A 26,422-nucleotide genomic window follows, 5' to 3' on the forward strand; every position below is an offset into this window, starting at 1 on the left:
GCAGGCTCAGATCTCGACGTCGCTGCCCATCGTCACCGTCCGGAGCGGCGGCAAGCCGAAGCGGGCGGCAGGGTCGGCGGCGTTGTGCGCCAGCGCCACGAACAGCGACCGCCGCCACGGCACCATGCCCTTCGTCCGCGTGGTGCGGATGGCGCCCCGCGAGATGAAGTACGACGCGCGCGGGAAGTCGGAGGGATCAAGCGGCAGTGCCCCTGCCCGGCAAGCGGCACGCAACGCGCGGGGGATGTCCGGCTTGTCCGAGAAGCCGAACCGGATGCTGAGGTGCTCGATGCCGTCATCGGCGTACCCGAGATCGTCGTACGTGAACGCCTCCGAGGTCGGCACGTGCGGCACCTGCGCGGTGCTGATCGAGACGATGATCACGTGCTCGTGGAGCACATGGTTGTGCTTGACGTTCGCCCGCAGAGCAAGCGGGGTCGTGTCCTTGTTCGGATGCGGGAACACGGCGACGCCGGGCACCCGGGGCAGGTTCTGCTCCCGCAGGTTGTCGATGAACTCGGAGAGCGACCCCTCCTTGCGCTTGCGGTCCTGCTGCACCAGCTGGCGTCCGCGACGCCACGTCGTCATGACCAGGATGACGGCCGCCGCGATGAGCAGCGGCACCCAGCCGCCGTTGATGATCTTCGAGAGGTTGCCGGCGAGGAACGCGAGCTCGAGACCGCCGAACGCGACGGCGGCGAGCACGATCTTCCACGGGGCCCAGTTCCACAACGGCCGGGCGACCAGGAGCAGCAGCAGGGTGTCGACGACCAGGGCTCCGGTCACCGAGATCCCGTACGCGGTGGACAGCCGGTCGGACGACCCGAAGGCGAGCATGACCGCCATCACGCCGAGGAACAGCAGGATGTTGACCGCCGGCAGGTAGATCTGCCCGCCTTCGCGCTCCGACGTCTGCCGGATGGTGAGCGGCGGCAGCAGTCCGAGCTGGACGGCCTGCCGCGACAGCGAGTAGGCGCCCGAGATGACGGCCTGGCTCGCGATCACGGTTGCGGCAGTGGCCAGGATGACGACGGGCAGCCTGCTCCACTCGGGGAAGAGCAGGAAGAACGGGTTGCTGCGCGCTGCGGGGTCGTGCAGGATCAGCGCGGCTTGCCCCAGGTAGTTGAGCGTCAGGGCCGGGAACACGAGCACGAACCAGGCGCGGCGGATGGGGGAGCGGCCGAAATGGCCCATGTCGGCATAGAGGGCTTCCGCGCCGGTGATCACGAGCACCACCGCTCCCAGGGCGATGAACGAGATCATCGGGTGGGAGACGATGAAGACGACGGCATAGGTCGGTGACAGCCCGAGGAGGACGGCCGGATACTGCACCAACATCACCACGCCGGCCACGGCCATCACGATGAACCAGAGCACCATGACCGGCCCGAACAGCACGCCGACCTTGCCCGTCCCGTACCGCTGCACCGCGAACAGCACGACGATGATCACCGCGGCGATCGGGATGACCAGGTGCGAGATCGCCGGGATCGTGACGTGCAGACCTTCGACGGCCGACAGCACCGAGATCGCCGGCGTGATGATCGAGTCGCCGTAGAACAGCGAGACCCCGACGATGCCGATCACGAGCAGGATCCCGGCTTTGCCCGCACGGCTCGCGTAGAGCCGCTGCGCCAAGGCGGCCAGTGCCATCACGCCGCCCTCGCCGTCGTTGTCGGCGCGCATCAGGATGCCCAGGTACTTGATCGAGACGATGATCGTGATGCTCCAGAACATCAGCGAGATCACGCCGAAGACGTCGTCCTGATTCGGCCGTACGGCACCTCCGTCGAGGAGGAACACCGTCTTCAACGCATACAGCGGGCTGGTGCCGATGTCGCCGAACACGACGCCGAGAGCCGCCAGCGCGGCGGCGGCCAGCGCGCGCGGATGATGGGGCGCACCCGCGGGCGCACCCGCCTGCGCCGTCGGCGGCGCTACGAACTCTCGCACTCCCGCTACGCTACGCCGATTCCGGCCGCTCGGCGGCCGGTCGGCCGCCGGTCTGTGGCGCGTCATCCGGGAGGCCGAATCCCGGATCGTTGGGGTGCCTCGTGAGTGGCGTCACGGTGTCGTGACGCCACTCACGGAGCGGCATGGACGCGAGCACGCGTTCCAGGGCATCGGGGTCCGGAGCCGAGAAGATCCCCCAACTGCGCCATTCGCCCTCGGCGAGCGGCGGCCGCCACAAGCGACGGAGGCTGCCGTTCCTGGCGAGCTGGCTGGAGCGCGCGGCCTCCCTCTCCCGCATGGCCGTCACGTCCTCCGGAGGGGTCCCGTCAGGAACGGTCGTCACCATCTCCACGAAGAATTCCATCGTTCTCCCTCCGGGCGCCGAGGCGCTAAGCGCCGATCTTCGACACGTGGTACTGCTGGATGAGCCACTCGCCGTCCTGGCGGACCAGCACGAGCGTGAGGTGGGTGGGGATGACTTCGCCCGACGGGCGGACGAAGTCGACGTCCACGAAGCCGACGAAGGCGTCGTCTCCGAGGCGGCGGACCTCCCGCACGCGGTACTCGGGGCTCAGGCCGACCGGCTGCTTGTCGTAATAGGCCACCACGGCGGGTCGGCCGACCGTGTGTTCGCGATCGAAACCCTGGAACACCGCGTCCACAGTGAAGTGCGTCGCGACGCGCTCTGCGCGGTGCGCACGGATGTCGTCCGCCCACTTCCGCATGGTCTCGGCGAGGACTGCTTCCTGATCGCTCATCGTCAGTGGCCCGCGCTCTGGCCGCCGTCGACGTGCAGGAACTCGCCCGTCACGAAAGGCGCCTGCTCGAGGTAGAGCACGCCGCGCACGACGTCGTCGATGGTCCCCATCCGCCCGACCGGGTGCAGCCCGGCGTAGGTGGCGTGGGTCTCGGGTGCGTGCATCGGCGTCTGGATGATGCCGGGCGACACGGCGTTGACACGGATCCCGCGGGCGCCAATTCGATGGCCAGCGACTTCACCACGGAGGCGAGGCCGCCCTTGGTGAGTGAGGCGAGGGCCGACGGCACGTTGGAGTCGGCGTTCTCGACCAGCGTCGTCGTGATGTTCACGACGTGACCGGCATTGCGCGTGAGCGTGTCCGCGACGGCCTTCTGGGTGACGTGGAAGAACCCGCGCAGATTCAACCCGAGTGCGGCGTCCAGATCCTCGGTGGTGTACTCGGTGAACGGCTTTGCGATGAAGACGCCTGCGTTGTTGACGAGCGCGTCGACGCGGCCGAAGCGGTCGACGGCGGTGGCGATGACGCGCTCCGCCACGTCGGGGTCGGAGATGTCTCCGGCCACGGTGACGAGGGAGTCGTCGGCGCGCGGAGCGATCGATCGCGAGTTGGCGACCACGGCGTAGCCGAGGCCGCGGTAGCCCTCGACCAGACCCGCGCCGATGCCCTGGGATGCGCCGGTGATGACGGCGACCTTACGAGTGTCCATTGTGCTGATTCCTTACTAGATGGTCGGTCTACTATTAATCGGGATCAGTTATAGACGACTGGTCGTATAATTGCAAGCATGGGACGGACATCAGACGCACGAGAGCGCATTCTGGCGGCGGGAGCGGACCTCTTCGGTCGCCGCTCGTACGCCAGCATCGGCGTGGCGGAGATCTGCGCGGAGGCCGGGGTGCCCAAGGGCAGCTTCTACTACTTCTTCCCGTCCAAGCAGGCGCTCGCTCTCGAGGTGATCGACCGGCATTGGGAGTGGCAGCGCGGGGAGTGGCAGCGCATCCTCTCCACCCCCGGGCCCATCGTCGACCGCCTCCGCGACCTGTTCGTGGCCACGGCGGAGATGCAGAACGAGGCGCTGCGGGGAAAGGGCGCCGTCGTCGGCTGCCTGTTCGGCAACCTGGCCCTGGAGGTGAGCGAGCAGGACGACCCGGTCCGCGCACGCCTCCAGCAGATCTTCGAGGAGCAGATCGACATCGTCGAGGCGGCGCTCGGCGAAGCGCAGGAGGCGGGGGAGCTCTCCGCTGTCGATGTCCGAGAGTCGGCGAAGGCGATCGTGGCGCAGATCGAAGGCCTGGTGCTCCTCGCCAAGCTCTACAACGACCCCGGCCAACTGGACAGCTTGTGGGCCAACAGCATGCGCCTGCTCGGGCTGACGGAGGCCGCGGGAGCGGTCTGACGCGCCGGGGCGTCAGCCGGTGCCCGGACGGCCCGGACGGCTCTGACGGCCCGGACGGCCCGGACGGCTCGTGTCAGCCGGGGACGCGCGGCGGCGCGGTGCTCTGCCGCACAACCAGTTGGGGGATCGGGTACTCCGCCGCGATCGCCGTCGGGTCCCCTCCTTCGAGCTGGGTGATCAGCACGTCGATCGCGTGCGCCCCCAGCCAGGCGAAGTCCTGCCGGATCGTGGTCAGCGGCGGCGCGAAGTGCTTCGCCTCCGGGATGTCGTCGAAACCGACGATGCTGAGGTCGCCCGGGATGGAGAGCCCGAGGTCGGCGGCGGCGTGCATGAGGCCGAGCGCCATCTGGTCGTTGGAGGCGAACACCGCGGTGAAGTCGGGGTGGTCGAGAAGCTTCAGGCCGACCTCGTAGCCGAGGTCGGCCGTCCAGTCGCCCAGGACCGGCGCGGTCGCCGGCAGATCGTGGTCGGAGAGCTCGGCGAGGAAGCCGTTCATACGATCCTCCGCCTCGTTCCAGTCCTGCGGGCCGGCGAGGTGGCGGATGCGCGTGTGCCCGAGCTCGATCAGGTGCCGTGTCGCCAGACGCGCGCCGGCCTCCTGGTCGAAGGCCGCCACCCGGCCGTCGCTGTCGTCCTTCCAGTGCATGCTCACGAAGGGCACGCGCACTGCCACTCGCTGCAGGGCCTCATGGGCGCGCTGCTGCGGTGCGATCACGACAACGCCGTCGACTCCCTGCGCCGAGAACGCGTCGAGTGCCTCCGAAATCGCGGCGTCGTCCTCACGGGCCAGCGTCGCCGAGAGGATGGCGTAGCCGCGCGCCCGCGCCGCCTCGTCGATCGCCGCGGCCGCGCTGAACGGTCCGTAGTGCGACCGGGCGGAGACCAGCAGTCCGATCGTCTTCGAGCGGGAGGTGGCCAGCGCCCGCGCCGCGCTGTTCGGCCGCCAGGAGTGCTCCTCGATGACCTTCCGCACCTGCGCTTCGGTCGACGGCTTGATGTAGCGCTCGCCGTTCAGCACCCGCGAGACCGTCTGGCGCGACACACCGGCCAGCCGTGCGATGTCCCGGATGGAGAGCGCGCGCTGCTCGTCGGGTGGGTGCTTGTCCATGCATCCTGTCTCGTCGGCGAGAGCGGCAGCGCTGCCACGCTCGGTGAACGTTTTCCATCATATTTTTTCGCGGACCACTTGACTGACGCCCGGCTCAGGTCATAACGTCTAACCCGTTCTGGGACCGGTCACATATATCGCGTACGGACCAGCATACGACGAGGGAGTCGCACATGACAGCAGCAATCGGACCGCACAGCAGCGGCCGTTCCTGCAGCTCCCGGTCGCACGCTGCGACGGGGGCGCGTGACAGTTCCGAGCTCGGCGAGCTCGTGCGCAGTGGGCGCACGGGTCGCCTCACCGCTCGAAAGGAATCACAGTGAAGTTCAGGAAAGTCGCACTCGCTGCGGCCGCGCTCGGCATCGCCGTCGCGCTCGCCGCGTGCACCGGAGGCCGCGGCGGCGGAACAGGGTCGAGCACCGACAACAAGGGCGCGCTGGTCGGCGTCGCGATGCCGACGAAGGTGTCCGAGCGCTGGATCGCGGACGGCAATGCGGTCAAGTCGGACCTGCAGAAGAACGGCTACAAGGTCGACCTCGAGTACGCCAACAACGACATCCCGACCCAGGTGCAGCAGGTCAACACGATGATCACCAAGGGCGCCAAGGTGCTCATCATCGCCTCCATCGACGGTGGATCGCTCACCGACCAGCTCGACGCGGCCGCCAAGGCGGGCATCAAGGTCATCTCCTACGACCGACTGCTCACCGGCGACAAGAACGTCGACTACTACGTGTCGTTCGACAACTACAAGGTCGGCGTCTACCAGGCCAACTCGCTCCTCACCGGCCTCGGCGTCATCGACAAGGACGGCAAGCCGACCGGACAGAAAGGCCCGTTCAACATCGAGGTCTTCGCCGGAAGCCCCGACGACAACAACGCGACCTTCTTCTACAACGGTGCGATGGACACCCTGAAGCCGTACATCGCCGACGGCACCCTGGTCGTCAAGAGCGGGCAGACCAACTTCAACCAGGTCGCCATCCTGCGCTGGGACCCGGCGACCGCCAAGGCGCGCATGCAGGACCTCATCGCCAAGTCGTACTCCACCGGCACCGCGGTGCAGGGCGTGCTCTCGCCCTACGACGGTCTGTCCGACGGCATCCTGAGCGCGCTCGAGGGCGCCGGCTACGGGTCGGGCGGCAAGAAGCTCCCGATCATCACCGGTCAGGACGCCGAGGTCGCCAGTGTGAAGCAGATCATCGCGGGGACGCAGTACTCGACGATCTACAAGGACACCCGCAAGCTGGCGAACGAGGCCGCCAAGATGGCGAACGACCTGCTCTCCGGCAAGAAGCCCGAGGTGAACGACACCAAGAGCTACGACAACAAGGTCAAGGTCGTCCCGAGCTACCTGTTCCAGCCGGTCGTCGTCACCAAGGAGAACTACAAGGAGATCCTGGTCGACAGCGGTTACTACAAGGAGTCCGACCTTCAGTAGGTCCGGCCTGACGGCCCGGGCCGGTCGGTGACAACGCCGCCGGCCCGGGCCTCATTCGCCAAGCAAGGGAGACCATGGCCAACACGATTCTCGAGATGCGAAACATCTCGAAGTCCTTCCCCGGCGTCAAGGCGCTGCAGGATGTCTCGATCAGCGTCGAGGAGGGATCCGTCCACGCGATCTGCGGCGAGAACGGAGCAGGCAAGTCCACGCTCATGAAGGTGCTGTCTGGGGTGTACCCGCACGGCACCTTCGAGGGCGAGATCGTCATGAACGGCGAACCCGTCGAGTTCCGGTCGATCAACGACTCCGAAGCGGCCGGCATCGTCATCATCCACCAGGAGCTGGCGCTGTCGCCCTACCTGTCGATCGCCGAGAACATCTATCTCGGCAACGAGCGGCAGAAGCGCGGGTTCATCGACTGGAACGAGACGAACCTGGAGGCGGCGAAGCTGCTCGCCCGGGTCGGTCTCCACGACAACCCGATCACCAAGATCAAGGACATCGGCGTCGGCAAGCAGCAGCTGGTCGAGATCGCCAAGGCGCTCTCGAAGGAGGTGAAGATCCTCATCCTCGACGAGCCGACGGCCGCGTTGAACGACGAGGACTCCGCGCACCTTCTCGACCTGATCCGTCAGCTCCAGTCGCACGGGATCACGGCGATCATCATCAGTCACAAGCTCAACGAGATCAAGGCGATCGCCGACCGGGTGACGATCATCCGCGACGGCCGCACGATCGAGACGCTCGAGATGGGCACGGAGGGCACCAGCGAGGAGCGCATCATCAAGGGGATGGTGGGCCGGGATGTGGCGAGCCGCTTCCCCGACCACGTCCCCCACATCGGCGAGGAGCTGCTGCGGGTCGAGGACTGGACCGTCCATCACCCGCTCGACCGCACCCGCACGGTCGTGGACAACGTCAGCTTCAACGTGCGCGCCGGCGAGATCGTCGGCATCGCGGGACTGATGGGTGCCGGACGAACCGAGCTCGCGATGAGCATCTTCGGCCGCAGCTACGGGGTCGGGATCAGCGGACGCGTCTACAAGCGCGGGCAGCAGATCTCGGTCAGCACGGTGTCGAAGGCGATCGCGAACGGCATCGCCTACTCGACCGAGGACCGCAAGCACTTCGGGCTCAACCTGATCGACAACATCCAGCGCAACATCTCCATCGCCGCGCTCGACAAGCTCGTCAACTGGTTCAAGTTCGTCAACGACCAGCGGGAGTCGCTGGTGGCGGAGGAGTACCGCCGGACGATGAACATCAAGACGCCCAATGTGCTGACGCTCACCGGGAAGCTGTCCGGCGGCAACCAGCAGAAGGTCGTGCTGTCGAAGTGGATGTACGCCGACCCGGATGTGCTCATCCTCGACGAGCCCACCCGCGGCATCGACGTCGGCGCGAAGTACGAGATCTACACGATCATCGACCGGCTCGCGGACCAGGGGAAGGGCATCATCGTCATCTCCTCCGAGCTGCCCGAGCTGCTCGGCATCTGCGACCGCATCTACACGCTGAGCGAGGGCCGGATCACCGCCGATGTCCCGCGCGAGAAGGCAACCGCCGAATACCTCATGCAATTCATGACCCAGGAACGCGAGAAGAACACCGCATGAAATCGCTCACGAAAGCCCTCAGCTACCTGACCAGTCAGCTGCGTCAGATCGGGCTCTTCATCACCCTGATCGCCATCGTGATCTTCTTCCAGATCGCGACAGGAGGCATCACCCTCGCGCCGATCAACGTGTCGAACCTGATCGTGCAGAACAGCTACATCCTCATCCTCGCGATCGGCATGGTGATGGTCATCATCGCCGGGCACATCGACCTGTCGGTGGGAAGTGTCGTTGCGTTCATCGGGGCGATGGCGGGCGTGTTCATCTCCGAATGGCATCTGCCGTGGCCGCTCGCGATCGTGTTCTGCCTGGTGCTCGGCGCCCTGGTGGGCGCGTGGCAGGGCTTCTGGATCGCCTACTTCGGCATCCCGGCATTCATCGTCACCCTGGCCGGCATGCTCGCATTCCGCGGTGCGGCGCAGATCGCTCTGGGAAACCAGCAGATCTCGTTCTTCCCGAAGGAGTTCCGCGCGATCGGTTCCGGTTTCCTTCCGGCGTTCGGCACGACGGGCTACGAGCCGCTGACGATGATCCTCGGCCTGCTCGCGAGCATCGCGATCCTCGTGTCGTCGCTTCGTCAGCGCGCCATCCGGCGCAAGTACGACCTCGAGGACGAGCCGCTGTGGTGGTTCGTGGTGAAGCTCGTCTTCCTGATCGCCCTGGTGCTCGTGATGACGGTCCTGCTCGCCAGCTACAACGGCACCCCGATCGTGCTGATCATCCTGGCCGTGCTGGTCGTCGGCTATTCGGCGATCATGAACCGCTCCGTGTTCGGCCGCCACATCTACGCGATCGGTGGCAACCTGGCCGCTGCGGCGCTCTCCGGCGTCAAGACCAAGCGGGTCACCTTCCTGCTGTTCGTCAACATGGGCGTGCTGTCGGCTGTCGCCGGTCTCGTGTTCACCGCGGGCCTGAACCTGGCGAGCCCCAGCGCGGGCAACGGGTTCGAGCTGGATGCGATCTCCGCCGTCTTCATCGGTGGCGCGGCGGTCACAGGCGGGATCGGAACGGTGACCGGCGCCATCATCGGTGGTCTGATCATCGGCGTGCTGAACAACGGCATGTCGATCCTCGGGATCGACAGCGACTACCAGCTGCTCATCAAGGGGTTGGTGCTGCTCGCCGCGGTCGCCTTGGACGTCTACAACAAGAGGCGGTCGGTGGGGCAGTAACCTTCCGGCATGAAGGCGATCACCGTCAGCGATCCCGCCGCTGGAGTCGCGGGAATGAGAGTGGAGGAACGCCCGGCGCCGCACGCGGCCGAGAACGATGTCATCGTCCGCGTGCACGCCGCCGGGTTCACCCCGGGCGAGCTGGAGTGGCCGGCCACCTGGACGGATCGGGCCGGCCACGACCGCACCCCGGCCATCCCCGGGCACGAGCTCGCGGGTGTCGTGACCGAGCTCGGGTACGGCACGACCGGGCTCACCGTCGGCCAGCGCGTGTTCGGGCTGGCCGACTGGGCGCGCGACGGCACGCTGGCCGAGTTCGTCGCGGTGGAGGCCAGGAACCTGGCCCCGCTGCCGGCGGATGTGGACTTCGTGACTGCGGCGAGCCTCCCAATCTCCGGTCTGACCGCCTGGCAGGCGCTGTTCCAGCACGGCGGCATCCAGGCCGGGCAGTCGGTGCTGGTCACCGGAGCCGCGGGCGGCGTCGGGTCGCTCGTCGTCCAGCTCGCTCGCGAGGCCGGTGCGGTCGTCGTCGGCGCCGGGCGGGCGGGCCACCGTGCTCGTGCGACAGAAGCGGGCGCCCACCTGTTCGTCGACACGGAGGAACTGGACGCGGCAGGGCCCGTCGACCTCGTCGTCGATGTGCTCGGCGGCGAGGTGGGGGCCCGATCGCTGGGCCTGGTGCGACCGGGTGGCCGGTTCGTCACGATCGCTGCTCCGCCCGCGTCGGAGCGGCCGGACATCACGGCACTGTTCTTCGTCGTGGAGCCGAGCCGCGTCGAACTGGAGCAGCTGGTCGCCCGCGTGCGGGCGGGCACGTTGCGCAGTTTCATCGGCGACGTGGTCGAGCTGGATGGCGCCCCCACCGCGTTCGCGGGCTCGGGCTCGCGGAACGGCAAGACGATCGTGAGGGTGGCGGAGTAGTCCCGTTCGCTGGCTGATCATGCAAGCAGCCTCGCAGCGGAGCCGCCGGCTCGAGCCCAGGGGCCGAGAACTGTGGAGAAACCGCGCGACAGCGCCGAAGGTGCAACGTAGGAGAAAGTGCCGCAAATCTCCGACGGACCGCGGTGCGGATGGAGATTCAGGGCGGGAGCGCCGAGATATCCGACGGAAGCGGGCGGATCTCCTGCGGGACGGGAAGCGGCGCGATCAGCCCTCGGCCGCGCCGAAGACCTCCTTGGCCATGGCCATGGCGGACATCGCCTTCGGCCAGCCCGCGTAGAACGCGAGGTGCGTGATCGCTTCGATCAGCTCCTGCTCGGTCACGCCGTTGTCGCGCGCGAAGGCGAGGTGGAAGCGCAGCTGCTCCACATTGCCGCCGGTCAGCAGGGCGGCCACCGTGACGAGGCTGCGGTCGCGCTTCGAGAGCTCCGGACGCTCCCACACCTCGTCGAAGAGCACGCGGTCGGTGTAGTGCGCGAGGCCGGGGGCGAAGTCGCCGAAGGCGCGCTGCCCGCCGGTCCAGCCGGTGGTCTCGTCGCTCATGCCCTCCGCCCCTCGTACTCGTCGTCGGTGATGTGCTCTTTCCACGTGGTGGTGTCCGCCGGGTCGTCGGCCGACTCCAGCATCGCGATGTGCTCCATGAAGCAGCCCGGCGCGGCGGCGTGCCAGTGGTCCTGGCCCGGCGGCGTGTAGAGGGTCTCGCCGGGATGCACCTCGATGATGTTGCCGTCGCGGTCGCCGAACCGGGCGACACCGGCGGTGACCCGGAGGTACTGCCCGCGGGCGTGGCTGTGCCAAGCCGTGCGGGCGCCCGGCGCGAACCGTACGAGGGCGACCGTCATGCGCTGGTCGGCCTCGTGCGGCCCGGCGATCGGATCGACCCAGACGTCGCCGGCGAACTGCTCGGGCGGGTTCTTGACCGTGGGGGTCCGTGGCTCGATGTTCATGTGGTTCCTTCCTCGGCGTTCGTGCTCAGAGGGTGAGCAGGACCTTGGTGGCGCGTCGCTCATCCATCGCCCGGTAGCCCTCCGCGGCGTCCTCGAGCGGGAGGGTGAGGTCGAAGACCGCGCCCGGGTCGATCTCACCGTCCATGATCAGCCCGACCAGCTCCGGGAGGAAGCGCCGCACGGGAGCCGGTCCGCCGTGCAGGTGGACACCGGAGAAGAACAGCTCCAGGCCGGGAAGCTCGACGTCGTGCGAGACGCCGACATAGCCGACGTGGCCGCTGGCGCGCGTGGCGCGGATGGCCTGCATCATCGACTCCTGGGTGCCGACCGCCTCGATGGTGGAGTGTGCGCCGAGGCCGTCGGTGAGCTCCTTGATGCGCTCGACGCCCGCATCGCCGCGCTCCTCCACGATGTCGGTCGCGCCGAAGCGGCGCGCCAGCGCCTGCCGGTCGGCGTGGCGGCTCATCGCGATGACCCGCTCCGCACCGAGTCGCCGGGCGGCGAGGATGCCGAGCAGCCCGACCGCGCCGTCACCGACCACGGCGACCGTCTTGCCCGGTCCGGCCTCTGCGGCGACGGCGGCGAACCATCCCGTGCCGAGCACATCGGAGGCGGCGAGCAGTCCGCGCAGCTGGCGGTCGTCGGGTTCGCCCGGCACGACGACGAGCGTGCCGTCGGCCAGCGGGACGCGCAAGCGCTCCGCCTGCGTGCCCAGCGATCCCATCGGGACGCGGTGGACGCAGTGCGACTCGTAGCCGGCCTGGCAGATCTCGCAGGTGCCGTCGGAGGCGAAGAACGATCCGACGACGACGTCGCCGACCTTGACGGAGGTCACGGCGTCGCCGATCTCCTCCACCACACCGACGTACTCGTGGCCCATCGGCGTCGGACCGTCCACCGGGTCCGTCCCACGGTAGGGCCACAGGTCCGAGCCGCAGATGCAGGCGGCGGAGACGCGGATGACCGCGTCCGTCGGCTGCTCGATGGTCGGGTCGTCGCGGTCCTCCACCCGGACGTCCCGCGGGGCGTGCATGACGACTCCACGCATATGGATGTTCCTTTCGATCGAGTACTCCTCCATCACAGTCCCGATACGAACCCCGAGGGAGTCCCTGCCGTGACGTGTACTGGGAGGGCACCCCTCGACGGGCCCGGGCGACGTAGCCTCGTTGTCATGGACAACCGAGCTGAGGTCCGCGAGTTCCTGATGAGCAGGCGTGCGCGGCTGCGACCCGAGATGGCTGGGCTCCCGGCCGGCGACGGCCGCCGGGTCAGCGGCCTGCGCCGCTCCGAGGTCGCCATGCTCGCGGGGGTCAGCGTCGAGTACTACGCGAAGCTGGAGCGCGGGATGATCTCCGGCGCCTCCGCGTCCGTCCTCGACGCGGTGTCGCAGGCGTTGCAGCTCGACGACGCGGAGCGCGCCCACCTGTTCGACCTCGCGCGCGCCGCCGACGGCATCCCGACCTCCGGGCGTTCCCGTCGCCGTGCCGTCACGCGCAACCCGGCGGCCCGGCCCAGTCTGCACTGGATGCTCGAGGCGGTGACCGAGGGCATCGCGGTCGTGCGCAACCCGCAGTCCGACGTCATCGCGTTCAACGCGCTCGCCCGCGCGTTCTACGCCCCGATGATCGGCGACGGCGGCCGCACCCCGAACTTCGCCCGCTTCCAGTTCCTCGACCCCGCGTCACGCGACTTCTACCCGGACTGGGACCTCTTCGCCGACATGTGCGTGGCCATGATGCGGGCGGAGGCAGGCCGCGACCCCCACAATCCGGCCCTCCAGGAGCTCGTGGGCGAGCTCTCCACCCGCAGCGACGAGTTCCGGCGGCTGTGGGGCGCCCACAATGTGCGCACCCACGGCACCGGGACGAAGCGCTTCCATCATCCGGTCGTGGGGGACGTCACCCTCGCTTTCGAGGAGCTGGCGGTCACCGCCGAGCCGGGTCATGTCGTGCTCGTCTACACCGCGGAGCCCGGATCGGAGTCGGCGCAGAAGCTCCGGCTGCTCGCGTCGTGGGCGGCCGAGCACCCGGCTGCGCAGGAGGGGATCGCCGCCGCTGCCACTAGCGGGCTATCCTCGCCCCGTGAGGGGGAGGGCCGGTAGGGCTCTCCAGCGCGTCCCATGAGGGGGAGCCGATGACGTTCCACGAACTCCACGACGGCGACCGGCCGCTCCTCCTTCCGAACGCGTGGGATGTCGGGTCGGCGATCGCCTTCGCCGCCGCGGGCTTCCCGGCGATCGGCACGACGAGCTTCGGCGTGAACGCTGCGTCGGGTCGCCCGGACGCGGAGGGCGCGAGCCGGGAGGCGACGCTCGCCCTCGTCGCCCGGATCACCGCACTCCCGGTGTACATCTCGGCCGACATCGAGGACGGTTTCAGCGACGACCCGGAGGAGGTCGCGGAGTTCGTCGCCGGCCTGGGCGTCGCCGGCGTGAACCTGGAGGACTCCGCCGGCGGTCATCTCGTCGACCCCGCCATCCCCGCGGCCAAAATCGCGGCGACCTCGCGGAGCGCGCCCGGGGTGTTCGTGAACGCCCGCGTCGACTCCTACTGGTTCCACGAGGAGGCGACCGTCGACGCCGTCGCCGAGCGTGCGAAGCGGTACGCCGACGCCGGAGCCGACGGCATCTTCGTGCCGGGCGTCTCGGACCCGGCGACGATCGAGCAGCTGGCGGCGGCCATCCCGCTTCCGCTCAACGTGCTCGTCGTTCCCGGGCTGAGCCTCGACCGCTTGGGCGAACTGGGCGTGCGGCGCGTCAGCACGGGCTCCTTGCCGTACCGGGTCGCGATCGACGCGGCGGTGGATGTCGCTGCCGCGGTGCGTGACGGCCGCGACCTCCCGACGGCGACCTCCTACGCGGAGGCGCAGCAGCGGCTGATCGACTTCGTGCAAGCGGCGCCGGAGCCGTGAGGCTCCGACGCCGCCCGTCGTCCGTTCCCGGTGTCGGCTACTTCGCGCCGAGCCCGGTCTGGCGCTTCGCGATCGACGGTGCCGCACCGACGAACTTCGCCAGTGTGACGGTGTCGACGTTCGGCCCGTACGCCGTGGCGTTGCCGAGGCTGAGCGCGCCGCTGTCGGTCGAGAGCGTCACCGGGACCGTCTTGTCCCAATAGCTGCTCCACGAGTAGTTGTGGCGGAAAGCGGCGCGGGTGGTGGCTCCGCCGGCCTCTGTCACATCCAGGAAACGGCTGATCACCTGCGGGTTGTAGTTGATCGCCGCCGACTTGTCGGCATTGGCTGCTCCGATGACGAGCTGGTAGTCGCCCGCCGCGAAGCCGCTCGGCCGCGGCACGGTCAGCGTGTTCGCCGGGCCGTTTCCGAGGTAGCCGACATGGCGGACCACGCCCTGCGCATCCGCGGATCCGTTCGAGCCGGCCGGATCGGTCTGCACGACCGCGGCGCCGGACAGGGGCAGAGCCTCGGCCTCGCTGCGGAAGACGAGAGCCGCATCCGCGTCGGACGCCTTCTGCGCCGCACCCCGGATCGTCGACACATCGCCGACCAGCACGGTGCCCGCCGCCGCACGGACGGTGAGCTCGTTCACTCCCTGCGGGAGGAACAGCCGCGCGGTCGCATCGAAGACACCCGGTCCGGTGGAGGCCGGAAGGGCCACCGTCCGGCCGTTCACGACCAGGGAGGGTGTCGCCCCGCGACCCGTCGACGCGAAGTGCGTCGTCACGTCGTAGTAGCCCGTCTCCGCAGTGGTCGCGTAGAAGGTGGCGGCGCCGTCGCCCGTCACCGAGGCGTAGCCCCGCGCGGCCGGCTGCTTCCAGGAGAGGGTCGCTCCGCCGGAGAGGCGGGCGTCGACGGCCGGATACGTCGCCCGCTCACCCGAGGTGACATCGTGGAGGTCGAACCGGTCGAGCGTGATGTCCGCACCGGGCAGCAGGGTCGTCCCGTCGACGCTCGCCCGCAGCGACAGCGCGTGAGTGCCCGCGGTCAGGTGGATCGTGGCATCCGCCGTCCCGCGGTATCCCCAGCCGAGATCGGCGGAGTACTTCACCAGCCGGCCGAAGGCGCCGTCGACGAACAGCGCGTGCTGCCCGGGCGACGCGTTCGTGCCGCTGAGCACCGACAGCCGGTAGTCGCCGGTCGTCGGCACGGTCACGTTCCAGGTCGCGGAGGAGCCGGCGCGGTTGAACGAGCCGACATCCTTGCCGCCGGACGCCATGAAGGACCACTCGCGCGACGGGTCCTGCGTGTAGACGGTCGCGTTCGCGAGAGTCGCGTTCTCGGCCTCGGTGCTGTTCACCAGGTCGGCCGACACGGGCTGCGGATCGGTGAGCCGCGGGGTGATCTCCAGCTGGTACGCCGAGTAGCGGTCACTGTTCGGGACGGTCACCGAGAGCCGGCCGTCTGTGACCTCCGCGGTCGTCGACAGGATCACCGGAGGCTGGAGCGAGGCGCCCTCCGCCCCGTTGAGGCGGTCGGCGCGGACGCGCACGTCGACGGTCGAGCCGAAGGTGGTTGCGTCGAGTCCCTTCACATCGACCGCCACGTCCGAGAATCCTCCGCCGAACAGCACGGTGGCCGTGCGAGCACCGGTGTCGATGGCGGCGAGGCCCTGGAGGGAGTCCGGCGTGTTCAGCTTCGGCGGGGTGACCTGCGCGGTCGTGGAGCCGGCGAGGTCGCCGTACCAGTTGAACATCCACCATCCGCCGTTCGCCCCGTTGTTGCGCGAGGAGTTGTCGGAGAGGTTGCCCGCGTAGTTCCAGTACGCCGTCTGCGCGTCGACCTTCTCACTCTCGAACATCGAGATCCATTGGATGAGCTGGCCGGGCACGCCCATGTCGCGCAGCATCCCGAACTCGGTGATGTTGACGGGGATGGGCGCGATCCCGAGCCGCTGGAGCAGCGCGGTGTACTCGTCGTGGTGGCCTCGGAACGTGGCCAGGTTGTAGGTGCCGAGCTCGTGCCAGATGAAGATGTCCGGGAGTTCGGAGTGGGCCTTGGCGTAAGCGAGGATGTCGGCGCTCCGGTCCGGGCGCCAGACGGCGTCGCCCGGGCCTCCGACGCGGGCGTGCCCGAGGCCGTGCTCGGCGTAGACGCCCTGGATCACCTGGTAGGCGGCCGACCAGTCGGCGAGGAACTGGTCCTTCTGCGTCGACCAGTTCGGGTACCAGTTGCCGCCGTCGGGTTCGTTGAACGGGATGAAGACGTACTTCTCGGGATGCTTCGACGTCGTCGCGACGTCCTCGACGACCTTCTTGAGGATGGGGAGGTAGTCCCAGACCCCGTCGCCGTTCGCGTCGCCCGGCCGTGTGCCGCCGTTGTAGGGCCAGTCCGGATACATGTCCTGCGCGTAGACGTAGAGGTCCTGGCCTCCGCCGGCGAAGAACGACGACTCGACCTGCAGCGCATCGCCGTTGGGATGCTGAGCACCGAAGGGCGGCTTCTGCGACGTGTTGGTGATGTGGGCGCCGTTCAGGACGGACTGGCTCGGAACCCCGTCGTCGCCGAGTCCGTAGAGCGTGCCGGTGGCGCCACCCCGGAAGGCGCCGGTGGTCTGAGAGAAGTCGACACCGAGGTGGTCGACGCCGGCGGCGCCGGCGGGAAGGGCGGAGAGGCCGCTCACCGCGAGGGCGAGCCCGGCAGTGATGGCGATCGAGGGCGGGAGGATGCTGCGCAGGCGGCGCCTGCGATGTGTTCCGTTCACGCGGTACTCCTTCGTACGGATCGGTTGGACGGTTCCGGGCTCGCGTCGGGTCTCCACCGTGGAGCGCCACTCTGAAACCGCTATCATGATAGCGATATCGCCGCGGCCCGCAAGTATTGGTATCGCCCAGTGACCGTGCCGCTGATAGCGCTATCAGAAAAGACTTGCGCAGTGGTCTGATAGCGCTATCATGAACCGACGCGGCAACCGACCGCCACCATCCACGATGACGAGGAGACCGATGACCGACCGCCTGAGCTGGGGCACCGAGAAGCTGACCGTCGAGATCGAATGGTCGGCCGACTCCGCGCCCCGAATCGCCGCGGTCGAGCACGACGGGCTGCGGCTCGAGATGCCCGCGGGGCTCCCGCTGGTGGACGTGCTCGCGGTCAACCAGGGTCACTCGCTCGCCAGCGACCGGCTGGTCCACACGGCGATCGGGCACGACCTCCGTTACGCCGGCCACGACGAGGCGGCCACCGGCGCCGGATCCGCATTGCGGGTCCGGCTCGACCACGCACAGACCGGCCTCCGCATCGAGTTGCTCCTCGAACTCACCGACGGCCTGTCGGTGCTCCGTTCGTCCGCCACCGTCCTCAATGACGGTCAGGAGCCGGTCGTGCTCCGCTCCATCCCATCGCTCGCGCTCTATCTCGGCGGCAACGGCCGCAGCAGCATCCGCGAGTGGGAGGTCTACCACGCGCTCAGCGACTGGCTGGGCGAGGGGCGGTGGGTGCGCGAGCCGCTCAACGGCGTCCGCTTCCCGCGCCTCGAACAGCAGCTGACCAACCACAACCCGCGCGGAGAGTTCAGCGTGATCTCCTCCGGCACCTGGTCCACCGGCAAGCACCTGCCCGTCGCGGCGGTGCGGTCGACGCGGCTCGGAGCCGCCTGGGCCTGGCAGATCGAGCACAACGGCGCCTGGCGCTGGGAGCTGGGGGAGGACACCGCGAGCGGCTACCTCGCCCTCTCCGGGCCCACCGACACCGACCACCAGTGGAGCGAGGAGCTCCGGCCGGGCGAGTCGTTCACCACGGTCACCGTCGCCCTGGCTCTCGCCCGCGATGTCACCTCGGCGATCGGCCAGCTGACCGCCTACCGGCGCGCACACCGGCGGCCCCATCCCGACAACAGCGCGATGCCCGTCGTCTTCAACGACTACATGAACACGTTGAACGGCGACCCGACGACCCAGAAGCTGCTCCCGCTCATCGACGCGGCCGCCCGCGTCGGCGCCGAGGTGTTCTGCATCGACGCGGGCTGGTACGACGACAGCGGCGAATGGTGGGACACCGTGGGGGAGTGGATGCCGAGCACCACGCGTTTCCCCGGCGGGCTCTCGGAGGTCATCGACCACATCCGAGACGCCGGGATGGTGCCCGGCCTCTGGCTCGAGCCCGAGGTCATCGGGGTGAACAGCCCGATGGCGGACCGTCTGCCCGACGGCGCCTTCCTGCAGCGCAAGGGCGAGCGCGTCGTCGAGCACCACCGCTACCACCTCGACCTCCGGCATCCCGCGGCGCGCGAGCACCTGGACTCCGTCGTCGACCGGCTCGTGCACGAGTTCGGGATCGGCTTCTTCAAGCTCGACTACAACATCAACCCGGGGCCGGGCACCGATCGGGATGCGGACAGCGTCGGGGCCGGACTGCTGGCCCACAACCGCGCCCACCTCGACTGGCTCGACGGCGTGCTCGACCGCCACCCCGGTCTCGTGCTCGAGAACTGCGGTTCCGGGGCGATGCGCTCCGACTACGCCATGCTCTCCCGGCTGCAGATGCAGTCCACCTCCGACCAGCAGGACTTCCTCAAGTACCCGCCGATCGCGGCGAGCGCGCCCGCGGCGATGCTGCCGGAGCAGGCGGCGAGCTGGGCGTATCCGCAGCCGGAGATGACGATGGAGGAGGTCGCCTTCTGCCTCGCCACGGGGCTCCTCGGCCGCTACTACGTCTCCGGGCATCTGGCGCGGATGGACGCCGATCGCCTGGCGCTCGTCTCCGACGCGGTCGGGGTCGCCAAGCAACTGCGCGGCGAGCTCACCGCATCCACCCCCTTCTGGCCGCTCGGCATCCCCACCTGGGACGCGGGGTGGACCTCGCTGGGGCTCGCGATCGACGACGGCGCCCTGGTGGCCGTCTGGAACCGCGACCCGGCGACCCCCGAGACCCGGCTCTCCCTTCCGGCGTTCGCCGGACGCGAGCTCACGGTCTCGACCGTCTTCCCGCGATCCCTTCCCGACTGGGAGACCCACTGGGACGCGGGGACAGGAGAACTCACCGTCACCAGCCGCACCGGCGAGGTCGGCGCGCGGGTCCTCCGCCTCCAGGCCGCGACGAACATCGCGTCCGCACCGCATTCCGCAACCCGAACCCAGTAGCGCTACCGTCGCTACGTCACTCAAGGAGAGCAGTTCAATGAAGATCGCTTGGAAGGGAGCCGCCTCGATCGCGGCCATCGCCGCCGCCGCGGCGCTCGTGCTGTCGGGGTGCAGCGACCCCGGATCCGGAGGCGGCAGCGCGGGCAGCGCGTCGTGGCCGGCGCAGGACACCAAACTCGACGGCGTCGACCTCACCATCTGGGCCGCGCAGAACTCGAACAAGACCCCCGAGAGCGTGATCACGGGCTTCGAGAAGCTGACCGGCGCGAAGGTGAAGGTCGTCACCATCCCCGACCCGTACGAGCAGGGCGTACAGACCAAGGTCGCGACGGGTGACAAGCCGGATCTCGCCTTCTGGCAGCCCACCGCGTCCGAGCTCACCGCGCTCAACGCGACGCAGAACCTGCAGTCGCTCGAAGGCGCTCCCTGGGTGAAGAACTACACGGGCAACCTCGCCGACATGACGGGCACGCTCGACGGCACGCGCTACGCCGCCCTGGTGACCACCCCGGCCGTCATCGGCGTCTACTACAACAAGGAGGTGTTCTCGCAGAACGGGATCACCACCACCCCGAAGAACTGGGACGAGTTCATCGCCCTCGCCGAGCAGCTGAAGGCCAAGGGAGTCGACCCCTTCTACGAGATGGGCGGCGACAAGTGGGCCACCCAGTGGTGGGTGCAGGCGCAGCTGGCCGACGCCGCCAAGGACGGCCTCTGGGACAAGGTGAACAAGAACGAGGAGAAGTTCACCGACCCGACCATCCAGGGCGCGATCGACAACTATCAGAAGCTGATCCAGCAGGGGCTGTTCAACTCCGACATCAAGACCGCGACATTCGTCGACCAGGGGAACGCCCTGCTCGGCGGCAAGGCGGCCATGGCGATGCAGGTCAACTCGTTCTTCGGCGAGCTGCAGGCCACCTCCAACACCGAGGAGCTGAACAAGAAGATCGGCTTCTTCCCGATCTCGCCGAAGGGCAACGTCGGCACGTACATCCCGGACCAGTCGAACGCCCTCGTCGCCTTCAAGACCGGTGACAGCAAGCGGGAGGCCGCCGCCCGCCAGTTCCTCAGCTACTGGCTCGGAGACGGGTACGCCGACTTCGTGAAGGCGCAGTCGACCGTGTCCCTGATCACAGGCGTCGACACCCCCAGCACCGTCCCCACCGCCCTCACCGATGTGGCCGCATCCCTCGACGGGTCGGTCGGTTCGATGCAGGCGCTCGCCGTCGCGAACCCCGACCTGTACCTGAACCTCGCCGACATGATCCAGGGGACGAAGACCCCGGTCCAGGTGGCAGAGGCGACACAGGCGCAGTTCGCACAGCTCGCGAAGGCGCAGGGAGTCAAGGGCTTCTAGCCGACGGGCGCCGGGGCGGGCCCCCCCCCCGCCCCGGCGCTTCCCGACCACTCGCAGAAAGGCAGACACCGTGACCGCCCAACTCGCCCCGCCCGCCCCCGCGGCCGCGCCGACGGCCCGCCCGAGTGCGCCGCGACCGCGAGGCCGCCGACGGCAGGACCACCCCGCTTGGTTCCTGGTGCCCGCGCTCCTCGTCCTGATCGTCTTCTTCTTCGTCCCGACGATCTTCAACTTCGTGTACGCGTTCACGAACTGGTCCAGCTTCCACAGCGACATCGGCTTCGTCGGCACCGACAACTTCGCCGCCCTCTTCACCAACGGCAGCCTGCTGAACGACCTGCGGATCACGCTCGTCTACGCCATCCTCGTCGCCGTGTTCCAGAACGTGTTCGGCCTGGTCCTCGCGCTCGTGCTGGAGCGCGACACCCCGATCAACCGCTTCGCGCGCGTCGCCTTCTTCGTCCCCGTCGTGATGTCGGCGCTCGCCGTCGGCTACATCTTCCAGGCGATGCTGAAGCCCGAGGGCGCGCTCAACCAGATCCTCGGCTTCGTCACCGGGCAGCACGTGTCCATCGCCTGGCTCGGCAGCACCACCTGGACCATCGTCGTCGTCGCCCTCATCCACGCGTGGAAGTGGATGGGCCTCTCCATGCTGATCTACCTTGCCGGCCTCAAGACCATCAACGAGGACATCCTGGAGGCCGCCCGCCTCGACGGCGCCGGCTGGTGGACGACGTTCCGCACCATCCGGTTCCCCCTCCTCGCCCCCGCCGTGACGTTCAACGTCGCGACCGCCTTGCTCGGCTCGATGAACGGCTTCGACATCGTCCAGGCGACGACGGGAGGCGGCCCGGGCGGCACGACGGAGCTGCTCAACATCTTCATCTTCCGCACGTTCGGGCAGGGGCTGTTCGCGCAGGCGACCACCATGAGCCTCACCCTGTTCCTCATGGTGACGGTCCTGGCCTTCCCGGTCATCTACTTCCTCCGCAGAAGGGAGAACGTGCTGTGAGCGCGCTCGCCTCCGCCACCCGCCGTCGCCGCCGGACCCTGAAGCCGTCGCGCGTCGTCCAGCCGATCGTCGCCATCCTGCTGGTCGTGCTCCTGCTCGGCATCCCCTTCTGGCTGGTCGTCGTGACCGCGGGAAAAGACCAGGCCGAGGCCCTCAACCCCAGCCTGGCGCTGCCGACCAGCTGGCACCTGCTGCAGAACTTCGCGACCGTCCTGGACCAGGGACGCATGGTCCCCGCCTTCTTCGGCAGCCTGCTCGTCATGGTGCCGTCGGTGTTCGGCGTCCTCCTCCTCGGCGCGATGGCGTCGTGGATCCTGGGCCGACGGCGCGGGCGCGCGATCTCGTTCGTCTACGCCCTCGGCATCAGCGGGATCGTGCTCCCGCCCGCGGTCGTGACCATCGTGCTCCTGCTCCGCCAGCTGGGGCTCGCGGGCACGGCCGTCGGGATGATCGGCGTCTACATGGGCATGTACATGTCGACCGTCATCTTCTTCGTGACGGGTTTCGTCCGCACCATCCCGGTCGAACTGGAGGAGGCGGCGCGCGTCGACGGCGCCGGCCCGGTGAAGGTGTTCTTCCGTGTCATCCTGCCGCTCCTGACCCCGACGCTCGCGACGGCGACGATCCTCATCTGCCTCTACATCTGGAACGACGTGTTCTACGCGCTGTTCGTTGTCGGGGGACGGCTCGACACCCTCCCGCTGAACCTCTACCAGGTCGCCAGCGCCGGTCTGTACCTGCAGAACTGGCACCTGATCTTCGCCTACATCATCCTGATGAGCCTTCCGCTGCTGATCACCTTCACGGTGATGCAGCGCCGCATCATCTCGGGCATCACCAGCGGGGCCGTGAAGTGACGGAGCGGGGCGCGTGGCTATGCTGAGGGCGATGCCGAACAACGCGCCGAAACCGCCCGTGATCAGCGACGTCGCGCGCCGCGCCGGCGTCTCGGTCCCGACGGTGTCGCGCGTCCTCAACGGCGCCGCGTACGTGTCCGACGAGAAGCGCTCACGCGTCATGGAGGCGATCCGGGAGCTCGACTTCCGTCCCTCCGCCGCGGCCCGCGCCTTGGTGGCCCGCCAGCCGCGGCTCATCGCCGTGATCGCCGGCAACACCTCCCGGTACGGGTACGCCGAGACGATCCGCGGCATCGAGGAGCGCGCCCGCGCGGCCGGCTACACCGTGAGCATCACCGTGGTGGAGTCCGCCGACGATGAGACCGTCGACGGGGCCGTGTCGCTCGTACTCGATCAGCCGATCGCCGGGGTCGTCGTGCTCAAATTCGACCCGCCGGGAGTGGCGGCGCTTCATCGGCTTCCGAAGTCCATCCCGACCGTGTCGATCTCCGGCGTCCGCGAGTCGGGGGTTCCCCAGGCGGTGCTCGCCGAGGCGGACGCCGCGGAAGAGGTCGTCGACTACCTCCTGGAGCTCGGCCACTCGACCGTCCATCACGTGCGCGTGCCGCCGTCACGCAAGGAGGACGGCCGCACGACCGGCTGGAAGCGGGCGCTGACCGCCCACGGAGCCCCGGTTCCCCCGCCGGTCGACGCGACGTGGGAGCCGGAGTCCGGGCGCGAGATCGGACGCGCCCTCGCCGACGACCCGTCCGTCACCGCCGTGTTCTGCGGAAACGACGAGATCGCGATGGGAGTCATCCGCGGTCTCGTGGAGAAGGGCAAACGCGTGCCGCAGGACGTCAGCGTGGTCGGGTTCGACGACCATCCGCTCGCCCGGATGTGGAGCCCGCCGCTGACCACGGTGGACCAGGACTTCGTCGGGCTCGGCTCCCGCGCCTACGACCTGCTCGAGGGCGTGATCGCGGGCGGCAAGGTACGGAAGTTCTCCTCGGAGCGCCCGACCGTCGTCATCCGCGAGAGCACGGCGCCGCCGCCCGCCTGACGGCCCGGCGATGCCGGTCGCGGCCCGACCAGATCCCGGGAGCGTATGACTGGAGCATGACGAACACTGCTGCCACCACCGACGGCTGGACGGGCGCCTGGGCCGGCGACCCCGGCGAGCTGGTGTACGGACTCGACCTGTCGCGGTTCGCGGACGGCGACGGCGACGGGTTCGGCGACTTCGCGGGGGCGATCGAGCACCTCGACTACGTCGCCTCGCTCGGGGTGACCTGGATCTGGCTGCTGCCGTTCTATCCCAGCGCCCGGCGGGACAACGGGTACGACGTGGACGACCATCTCGCGGTCGACCCGCGGTTCGGAGACCTCGACAGCCTGCGCGCCTTCCTCGACGCGGCGCACGAGCGGGGGATGCGCGTGCTCATCGACGCGGTGCTTCACCACACCTCCGACCGGCACGGCTGGTTCCGTGCGGCGGTCGACGCCCCGGACTCCACGGCGGGACGCTTCTTCATCTGGAGTGAGGACGACTCGGTCGAGCCGGGCGACCATCCGATGTTCCCGGGGGAGGACGACGCCGTCTGGGCGTACGAGCCCCGCGCCGGCAGGTACTACCACCACCAGTTCTACGCGTTCCAGCCGGACCTGAACGCGACGGACCCGGACGTGTTCGAGGAGATCGTGCGGGTGCTCGGCTACTGGCTGGGCATCGGCGTCGACGGCTTCCGCATCGACGCCGCCCTGCTGATCGTGCAGGGAAAAGGCCGGCCGGACACGGACGTGGACGACGGCTCGTTCTTCGATCGGCTGCGCGCGCGACTCCGCGAGGTCAAGGAGGATGTGGCGCTGATCGCCGAGGCGGACGAGTCGCCCGAACTCATGGCGGCCCTCGTCGAACGCGGCCGCTTCGAGGCGGTCATCGACTTCACACTGAACAACTCCCTCATCCTGGCGCTCACGCGCGGCCGGGCGCAGCCGCTCGTGGATGCGCTGCGACGGCTGGACGACACCATCCCGCCCGATGCGCGCCTCAACTTCGTGCACAACGCCGACGAACTCGACCTTCAGCAGTTGAGCGACGACGAGCGGAAGGAGGCGTTCGAGCACTTCGCGCCCGACCCCTCCATGTTGATCTACGGCCGCGGAATCCGGCGCGGCTGGGCTCCGATGATGCAGCCGGAGCAACGGGTGCGGATGACGCTGAGCCTGCTGTACGCGCTCCCGGGCGTCCCGCTGCTGCTCGCCGGGCAGGAGCTCGGGGTCGGCGACGACCTGAGCATCGAGGGGCGCGGGGCGGCGCGGACCACGATGCAGTGGGACGACTCCCGGTGGGGCGGGTTCACGAGCGCGGAGGAGTCGCCGCTCACCCTGCCGGCCCAGGTGGACGGGCCGTACGGGTTCCGGGAGGTCAACGTCCGGGCTCAGGAGGACGATCCGGCGTCGCTGCTGACCCTCGTGCGGAGGATCTCAGACCTCCGCCGGTCGAAGGGCGCGGGCGCGGCCGGATGGACCGCGCACGACATCGGCGCCCCCTCCGTCCTCGCCCTGCGCCGGGACGGGCTCCTCACCCTGCACAACCTGTCGGACGAGTCCGTCGAGCTCGATCTCGGCCGTCACCTCGACCTCGGGGGCGAGCCGGAGGCGCCGCTCGCGGAGGGATGGGACGGCCGGGTGCTCGGCCCGTACGGCTTCGCGTGGCTGTCCCTGTGAGCGCATCCGACGGAGTGTCGACGGCGGGATGACCCGCTCGACACCGCGTACAGCGTTGCCGACGGCCGGCTCCGCCTAGCATCGCAGTGCGCGCGGCCCGTCGTGGAAGGCCGCGCGCACCTTCTTCCCCTGGACGGCCTTCGCTAGACGGCGCGGATGGTCCAGGATGCGGTGGCCGATGCGCCCGGTTCGAGCACGATGAGGTCGGTGCCCGAGTTGTAGGCGTCCGGCGGGCACGTCATCGGCTCGACCGCCAGTCCGAGTCGGTTCAGCTCGGGGACGGGCTGGTCGGCCGTGTGGATCTGCACCCACGGGCAGTCCTCGCCCCAGGCGAGCTCCACTCCGGTGCCCTCCGCGGTCGTGACACGGACGACGGCCGCGCCGTCCGCCGAGCGGCTGAGGCCCGTGAAGGCGTGGTCGATGAACGTGTCGCCGATGGTCCGGGGCGTGCGGAAGTCCCAGTCGCCGTTCTGCTCGGTGGCGACGTCGGCCAGGCCGGTCGGGATCAGGCGGTCCTCGGTGACGGTGAGCACCTGGTCGGCGGGGAGCGACAGGGTCCAGTCGTCGACGCGCCCGTCGCCCGCGACGAGGTACGGGTGCGGGCCGGTGCCCCACGGTGCGCGCGTCGGGCCGGTGTTCGTCCCGGTCACCGTCGTGTGCAGGCCCTCCTCGTCGAGCGAGAACGCGACCGTCACCTCCACCCGGTGCGAGTAGCCGGCCTGCGCCTCGATGGTCGCCGCGAGCGTCACGCTGTCCGCGCCGCGATCGACGGCGACGAAGTCGAGCCACGCCGCCAGGCCGTGGAGGGCGTGGCCGCGGGACGGCTCGGTGAGCGCGAGCTGCTGCTCGTCGCCGTCGAACGTGTAGCGGCCGTCGACGACCCGGTTCGGCCAGGGTGCGAGGGTGGCGCCGCGGAACGCGGGTCGCACCTCGTCGGCCTCGAACGGGACGACGAGGTCGCGTCCGTCGAACTGGAGCGTCCGCAGGGTGGCGCCGACCGACGCGATGGTCGCGTGGTAGTCGCCCGCCGTGAGGCCGAAGTGGGTACCGGAGATGGGTGTGCTCATCCGCCCATTCTCTCCAACGATGCACCCAAGCCAACAGTTCCTGAG

Annotated in this window: 22 protein-coding genes and 1 pseudogene; 13 read left to right on the forward strand and 10 right to left on the reverse strand. The window is 69.1% G+C overall.

Annotation, left to right across the window (positions count from 1 at the left end; genetic code table 11):
• Window positions 1-6 precede the first annotated feature (6 nt).
• The 4 genes and pseudogenes from J2Y42_RS07430 to J2Y42_RS07445 all read right to left on the reverse strand — a co-directional run bounded on the left by J2Y42_RS07430 (window position 7) and on the right by J2Y42_RS07445 (window position 3,420).
• Window positions 7-1,953, reverse strand: coding sequence for a potassium transporter Kup (locus J2Y42_RS07430; RefSeq protein ID WP_309856378.1), 1,947 nt, complete (start codon window positions 1,951-1,953; stop codon window positions 7-9).
• A gap of 10 nt (window positions 1,954-1,963) precedes the next feature.
• A complete protein-coding gene (locus tag J2Y42_RS07435; protein ID WP_309856380.1) occupies window positions 1,964-2,317 on the reverse strand; it encodes a muconolactone Delta-isomerase family protein in 354 nt (117 codons plus the stop codon).
• A 25-nt stretch (window positions 2,318-2,342) separates the two neighbouring features.
• Window positions 2,343-2,711: an SgcJ/EcaC family oxidoreductase gene (locus J2Y42_RS07440; RefSeq protein ID WP_309856382.1), complete on the reverse strand. Its 369-nt coding sequence runs from the start codon at window positions 2,709-2,711 to the stop codon at window positions 2,343-2,345.
• A 2-nt stretch (window positions 2,712-2,713) separates the two neighbouring features.
• Window positions 2,714-3,420: pseudogene (locus J2Y42_RS07445) on the reverse strand (SDR family NAD(P)-dependent oxidoreductase).
• Between the two features lie 78 nt (window positions 3,421-3,498).
• Here J2Y42_RS07445 and J2Y42_RS07450 point away from each other — a divergent pair.
• Window positions 3,499-4,110, forward strand: a complete 612-nt coding sequence (locus tag J2Y42_RS07450) for a TetR/AcrR family transcriptional regulator (protein WP_309856388.1) — start codon at window positions 3,499-3,501, stop codon at window positions 4,108-4,110.
• A gap of 73 nt (window positions 4,111-4,183) precedes the next feature.
• On the opposite strand, the gene J2Y42_RS07455 is transcribed toward J2Y42_RS07450, so the two are convergent.
• A complete protein-coding gene (locus J2Y42_RS07455) occupies window positions 4,184-5,218 on the reverse strand; it encodes a LacI family DNA-binding transcriptional regulator (protein ID WP_309856391.1) in 1,035 nt (344 codons plus the stop codon).
• Between the two features lie 319 nt (window positions 5,219-5,537).
• Here J2Y42_RS07455 and chvE point away from each other — a divergent pair, with 319 nt between their 5' ends.
• From chvE to J2Y42_RS07475, 4 genes are all read left to right on the forward strand, one after another.
• On the forward strand, window positions 5,538-6,659 hold the full coding sequence (chvE, locus tag J2Y42_RS07460; protein ID WP_309856392.1) for a multiple monosaccharide ABC transporter substrate-binding protein: 1,122 nt from the start codon (window positions 5,538-5,540) through the stop codon (window positions 6,657-6,659).
• Between the two features lie 74 nt (window positions 6,660-6,733).
• Complete coding sequence (gene mmsA, locus J2Y42_RS07465) at window positions 6,734-8,278, forward strand: multiple monosaccharide ABC transporter ATP-binding protein (RefSeq protein WP_309856395.1); 1,545 nt, start codon at window positions 6,734-6,736, stop codon at window positions 8,276-8,278.
• Window positions 8,275-9,450, forward strand: a complete 1,176-nt coding sequence (gene mmsB, locus J2Y42_RS07470; protein ID WP_309856399.1) for a multiple monosaccharide ABC transporter permease — start codon at window positions 8,275-8,277, stop codon at window positions 9,448-9,450. The genes mmsA and mmsB overlap by 4 nt, the downstream gene beginning before the upstream one ends.
• Window positions 9,451-9,459: 9 nt before the next feature.
• On the forward strand, window positions 9,460-10,371 hold the full coding sequence (locus J2Y42_RS07475) for an NADP-dependent oxidoreductase (RefSeq protein ID WP_309856401.1): 912 nt from the start codon (window positions 9,460-9,462) through the stop codon (window positions 10,369-10,371).
• Window positions 10,372-10,596: 225 nt separating this feature from the next.
• Here J2Y42_RS07475 and J2Y42_RS07480 read toward each other — a convergent pair whose 3' ends face one another.
• Genes J2Y42_RS07480 through J2Y42_RS07490 form a run of 3 tightly spaced genes read right to left on the reverse strand, consistent with a single transcriptional unit; the run spans window position 10,597 to window position 12,384 of the window.
• Window positions 10,597-10,932 carry a carboxymuconolactone decarboxylase family protein gene (locus J2Y42_RS07480; RefSeq protein WP_309856403.1) on the reverse strand — a complete coding sequence of 112 codons (336 nt, stop codon included), beginning with the start codon at window positions 10,930-10,932 and terminating at the stop codon, window positions 10,597-10,599.
• The gene (locus tag J2Y42_RS07485) at window positions 10,929-11,336 is read right to left on the reverse strand and encodes a cupin domain-containing protein (protein WP_309856406.1); all 408 of its coding nucleotides are present in this window, start codon (window positions 11,334-11,336) and stop codon (window positions 10,929-10,931) included. The genes J2Y42_RS07480 and J2Y42_RS07485 overlap by 4 nt, the downstream gene beginning before the upstream one ends.
• 25 nt (window positions 11,337-11,361) lie before the next feature.
• Window positions 11,362-12,384, reverse strand: coding sequence for a zinc-dependent alcohol dehydrogenase family protein (locus J2Y42_RS07490; RefSeq protein WP_309856409.1), 1,023 nt, complete (start codon window positions 12,382-12,384; stop codon window positions 11,362-11,364).
• Between the two features lie 126 nt (window positions 12,385-12,510).
• Here J2Y42_RS07490 and J2Y42_RS07495 point away from each other — a divergent pair, with 126 nt between their 5' ends.
• Window positions 12,511-13,440 carry a helix-turn-helix transcriptional regulator gene (locus J2Y42_RS07495; protein ID WP_309856410.1) on the forward strand — a complete coding sequence of 310 codons (930 nt, stop codon included), beginning with the start codon at window positions 12,511-12,513 and terminating at the stop codon, window positions 13,438-13,440.
• Between the two features lie 32 nt (window positions 13,441-13,472).
• Complete coding sequence (locus tag J2Y42_RS07500) at window positions 13,473-14,249, forward strand: isocitrate lyase/phosphoenolpyruvate mutase family protein (protein WP_309856413.1); 777 nt, start codon at window positions 13,473-13,475, stop codon at window positions 14,247-14,249.
• 37 nt (window positions 14,250-14,286) lie between these two features.
• Here the strand turns inward: J2Y42_RS07500 and J2Y42_RS07505 are convergent, their stop codons facing one another.
• The gene (locus J2Y42_RS07505; RefSeq protein WP_309856415.1) at window positions 14,287-16,995 is read right to left on the reverse strand and encodes a CBM35 domain-containing protein; all 2,709 of its coding nucleotides are present in this window, start codon (window positions 16,993-16,995) and stop codon (window positions 14,287-14,289) included.
• A 241-nt stretch (window positions 16,996-17,236) separates the two neighbouring features.
• Between J2Y42_RS07505 and J2Y42_RS07510 the strand changes: the two genes are divergently transcribed.
• The 6 genes from J2Y42_RS07510 to J2Y42_RS07535 all read left to right on the forward strand — a co-directional run bounded on the left by J2Y42_RS07510 (window position 17,237) and on the right by J2Y42_RS07535 (window position 25,310).
• Window positions 17,237-19,372, forward strand: coding sequence for an alpha-galactosidase (locus tag J2Y42_RS07510; protein WP_309856418.1), 2,136 nt, complete (start codon window positions 17,237-17,239; stop codon window positions 19,370-19,372).
• 37 nt (window positions 19,373-19,409) lie between these two features.
• Window positions 19,410-20,732 (forward strand): ABC transporter substrate-binding protein, encoded by a 1,323-nt coding sequence (locus tag J2Y42_RS07515; protein ID WP_309856421.1) that lies wholly within the window; start codon window positions 19,410-19,412, stop codon window positions 20,730-20,732.
• Between the two features lie 70 nt (window positions 20,733-20,802).
• Window positions 20,803-21,744 (forward strand): carbohydrate ABC transporter permease, encoded by a 942-nt coding sequence (locus J2Y42_RS07520; protein ID WP_231918941.1) that lies wholly within the window; start codon window positions 20,803-20,805, stop codon window positions 21,742-21,744.
• Window positions 21,741-22,601 (forward strand): carbohydrate ABC transporter permease, encoded by an 861-nt coding sequence (locus tag J2Y42_RS07525; protein ID WP_309856426.1) that lies wholly within the window; start codon window positions 21,741-21,743, stop codon window positions 22,599-22,601. The genes J2Y42_RS07520 and J2Y42_RS07525 overlap by 4 nt, the downstream gene beginning before the upstream one ends.
• Before the next feature lie 31 nt (window positions 22,602-22,632).
• Entirely contained in the window at window positions 22,633-23,643 is a 1,011-nt protein-coding gene (locus J2Y42_RS07530; protein WP_309856428.1) for a LacI family DNA-binding transcriptional regulator, read from the forward strand.
• A 56-nt stretch (window positions 23,644-23,699) separates the two neighbouring features.
• A complete protein-coding gene (locus J2Y42_RS07535) occupies window positions 23,700-25,310 on the forward strand; it encodes an alpha-amylase family glycosyl hydrolase (protein ID WP_309856430.1) in 1,611 nt (536 codons plus the stop codon).
• 143 nt (window positions 25,311-25,453) lie between these two features.
• Here the strand turns inward: J2Y42_RS07535 and J2Y42_RS07540 are convergent, their stop codons facing one another.
• Entirely contained in the window at window positions 25,454-26,377 is a 924-nt protein-coding gene (locus J2Y42_RS07540) for an aldose 1-epimerase family protein (RefSeq protein ID WP_309856432.1), read from the reverse strand.
• Window positions 26,378-26,422: the final 45 nt, after the last annotated feature.

Source organism: Leifsonia sp. 1010 (assembly GCF_031455295.1).
GTDB lineage: Bacteria > Actinomycetota > Actinomycetes > Actinomycetales > Microbacteriaceae > Leifsonia.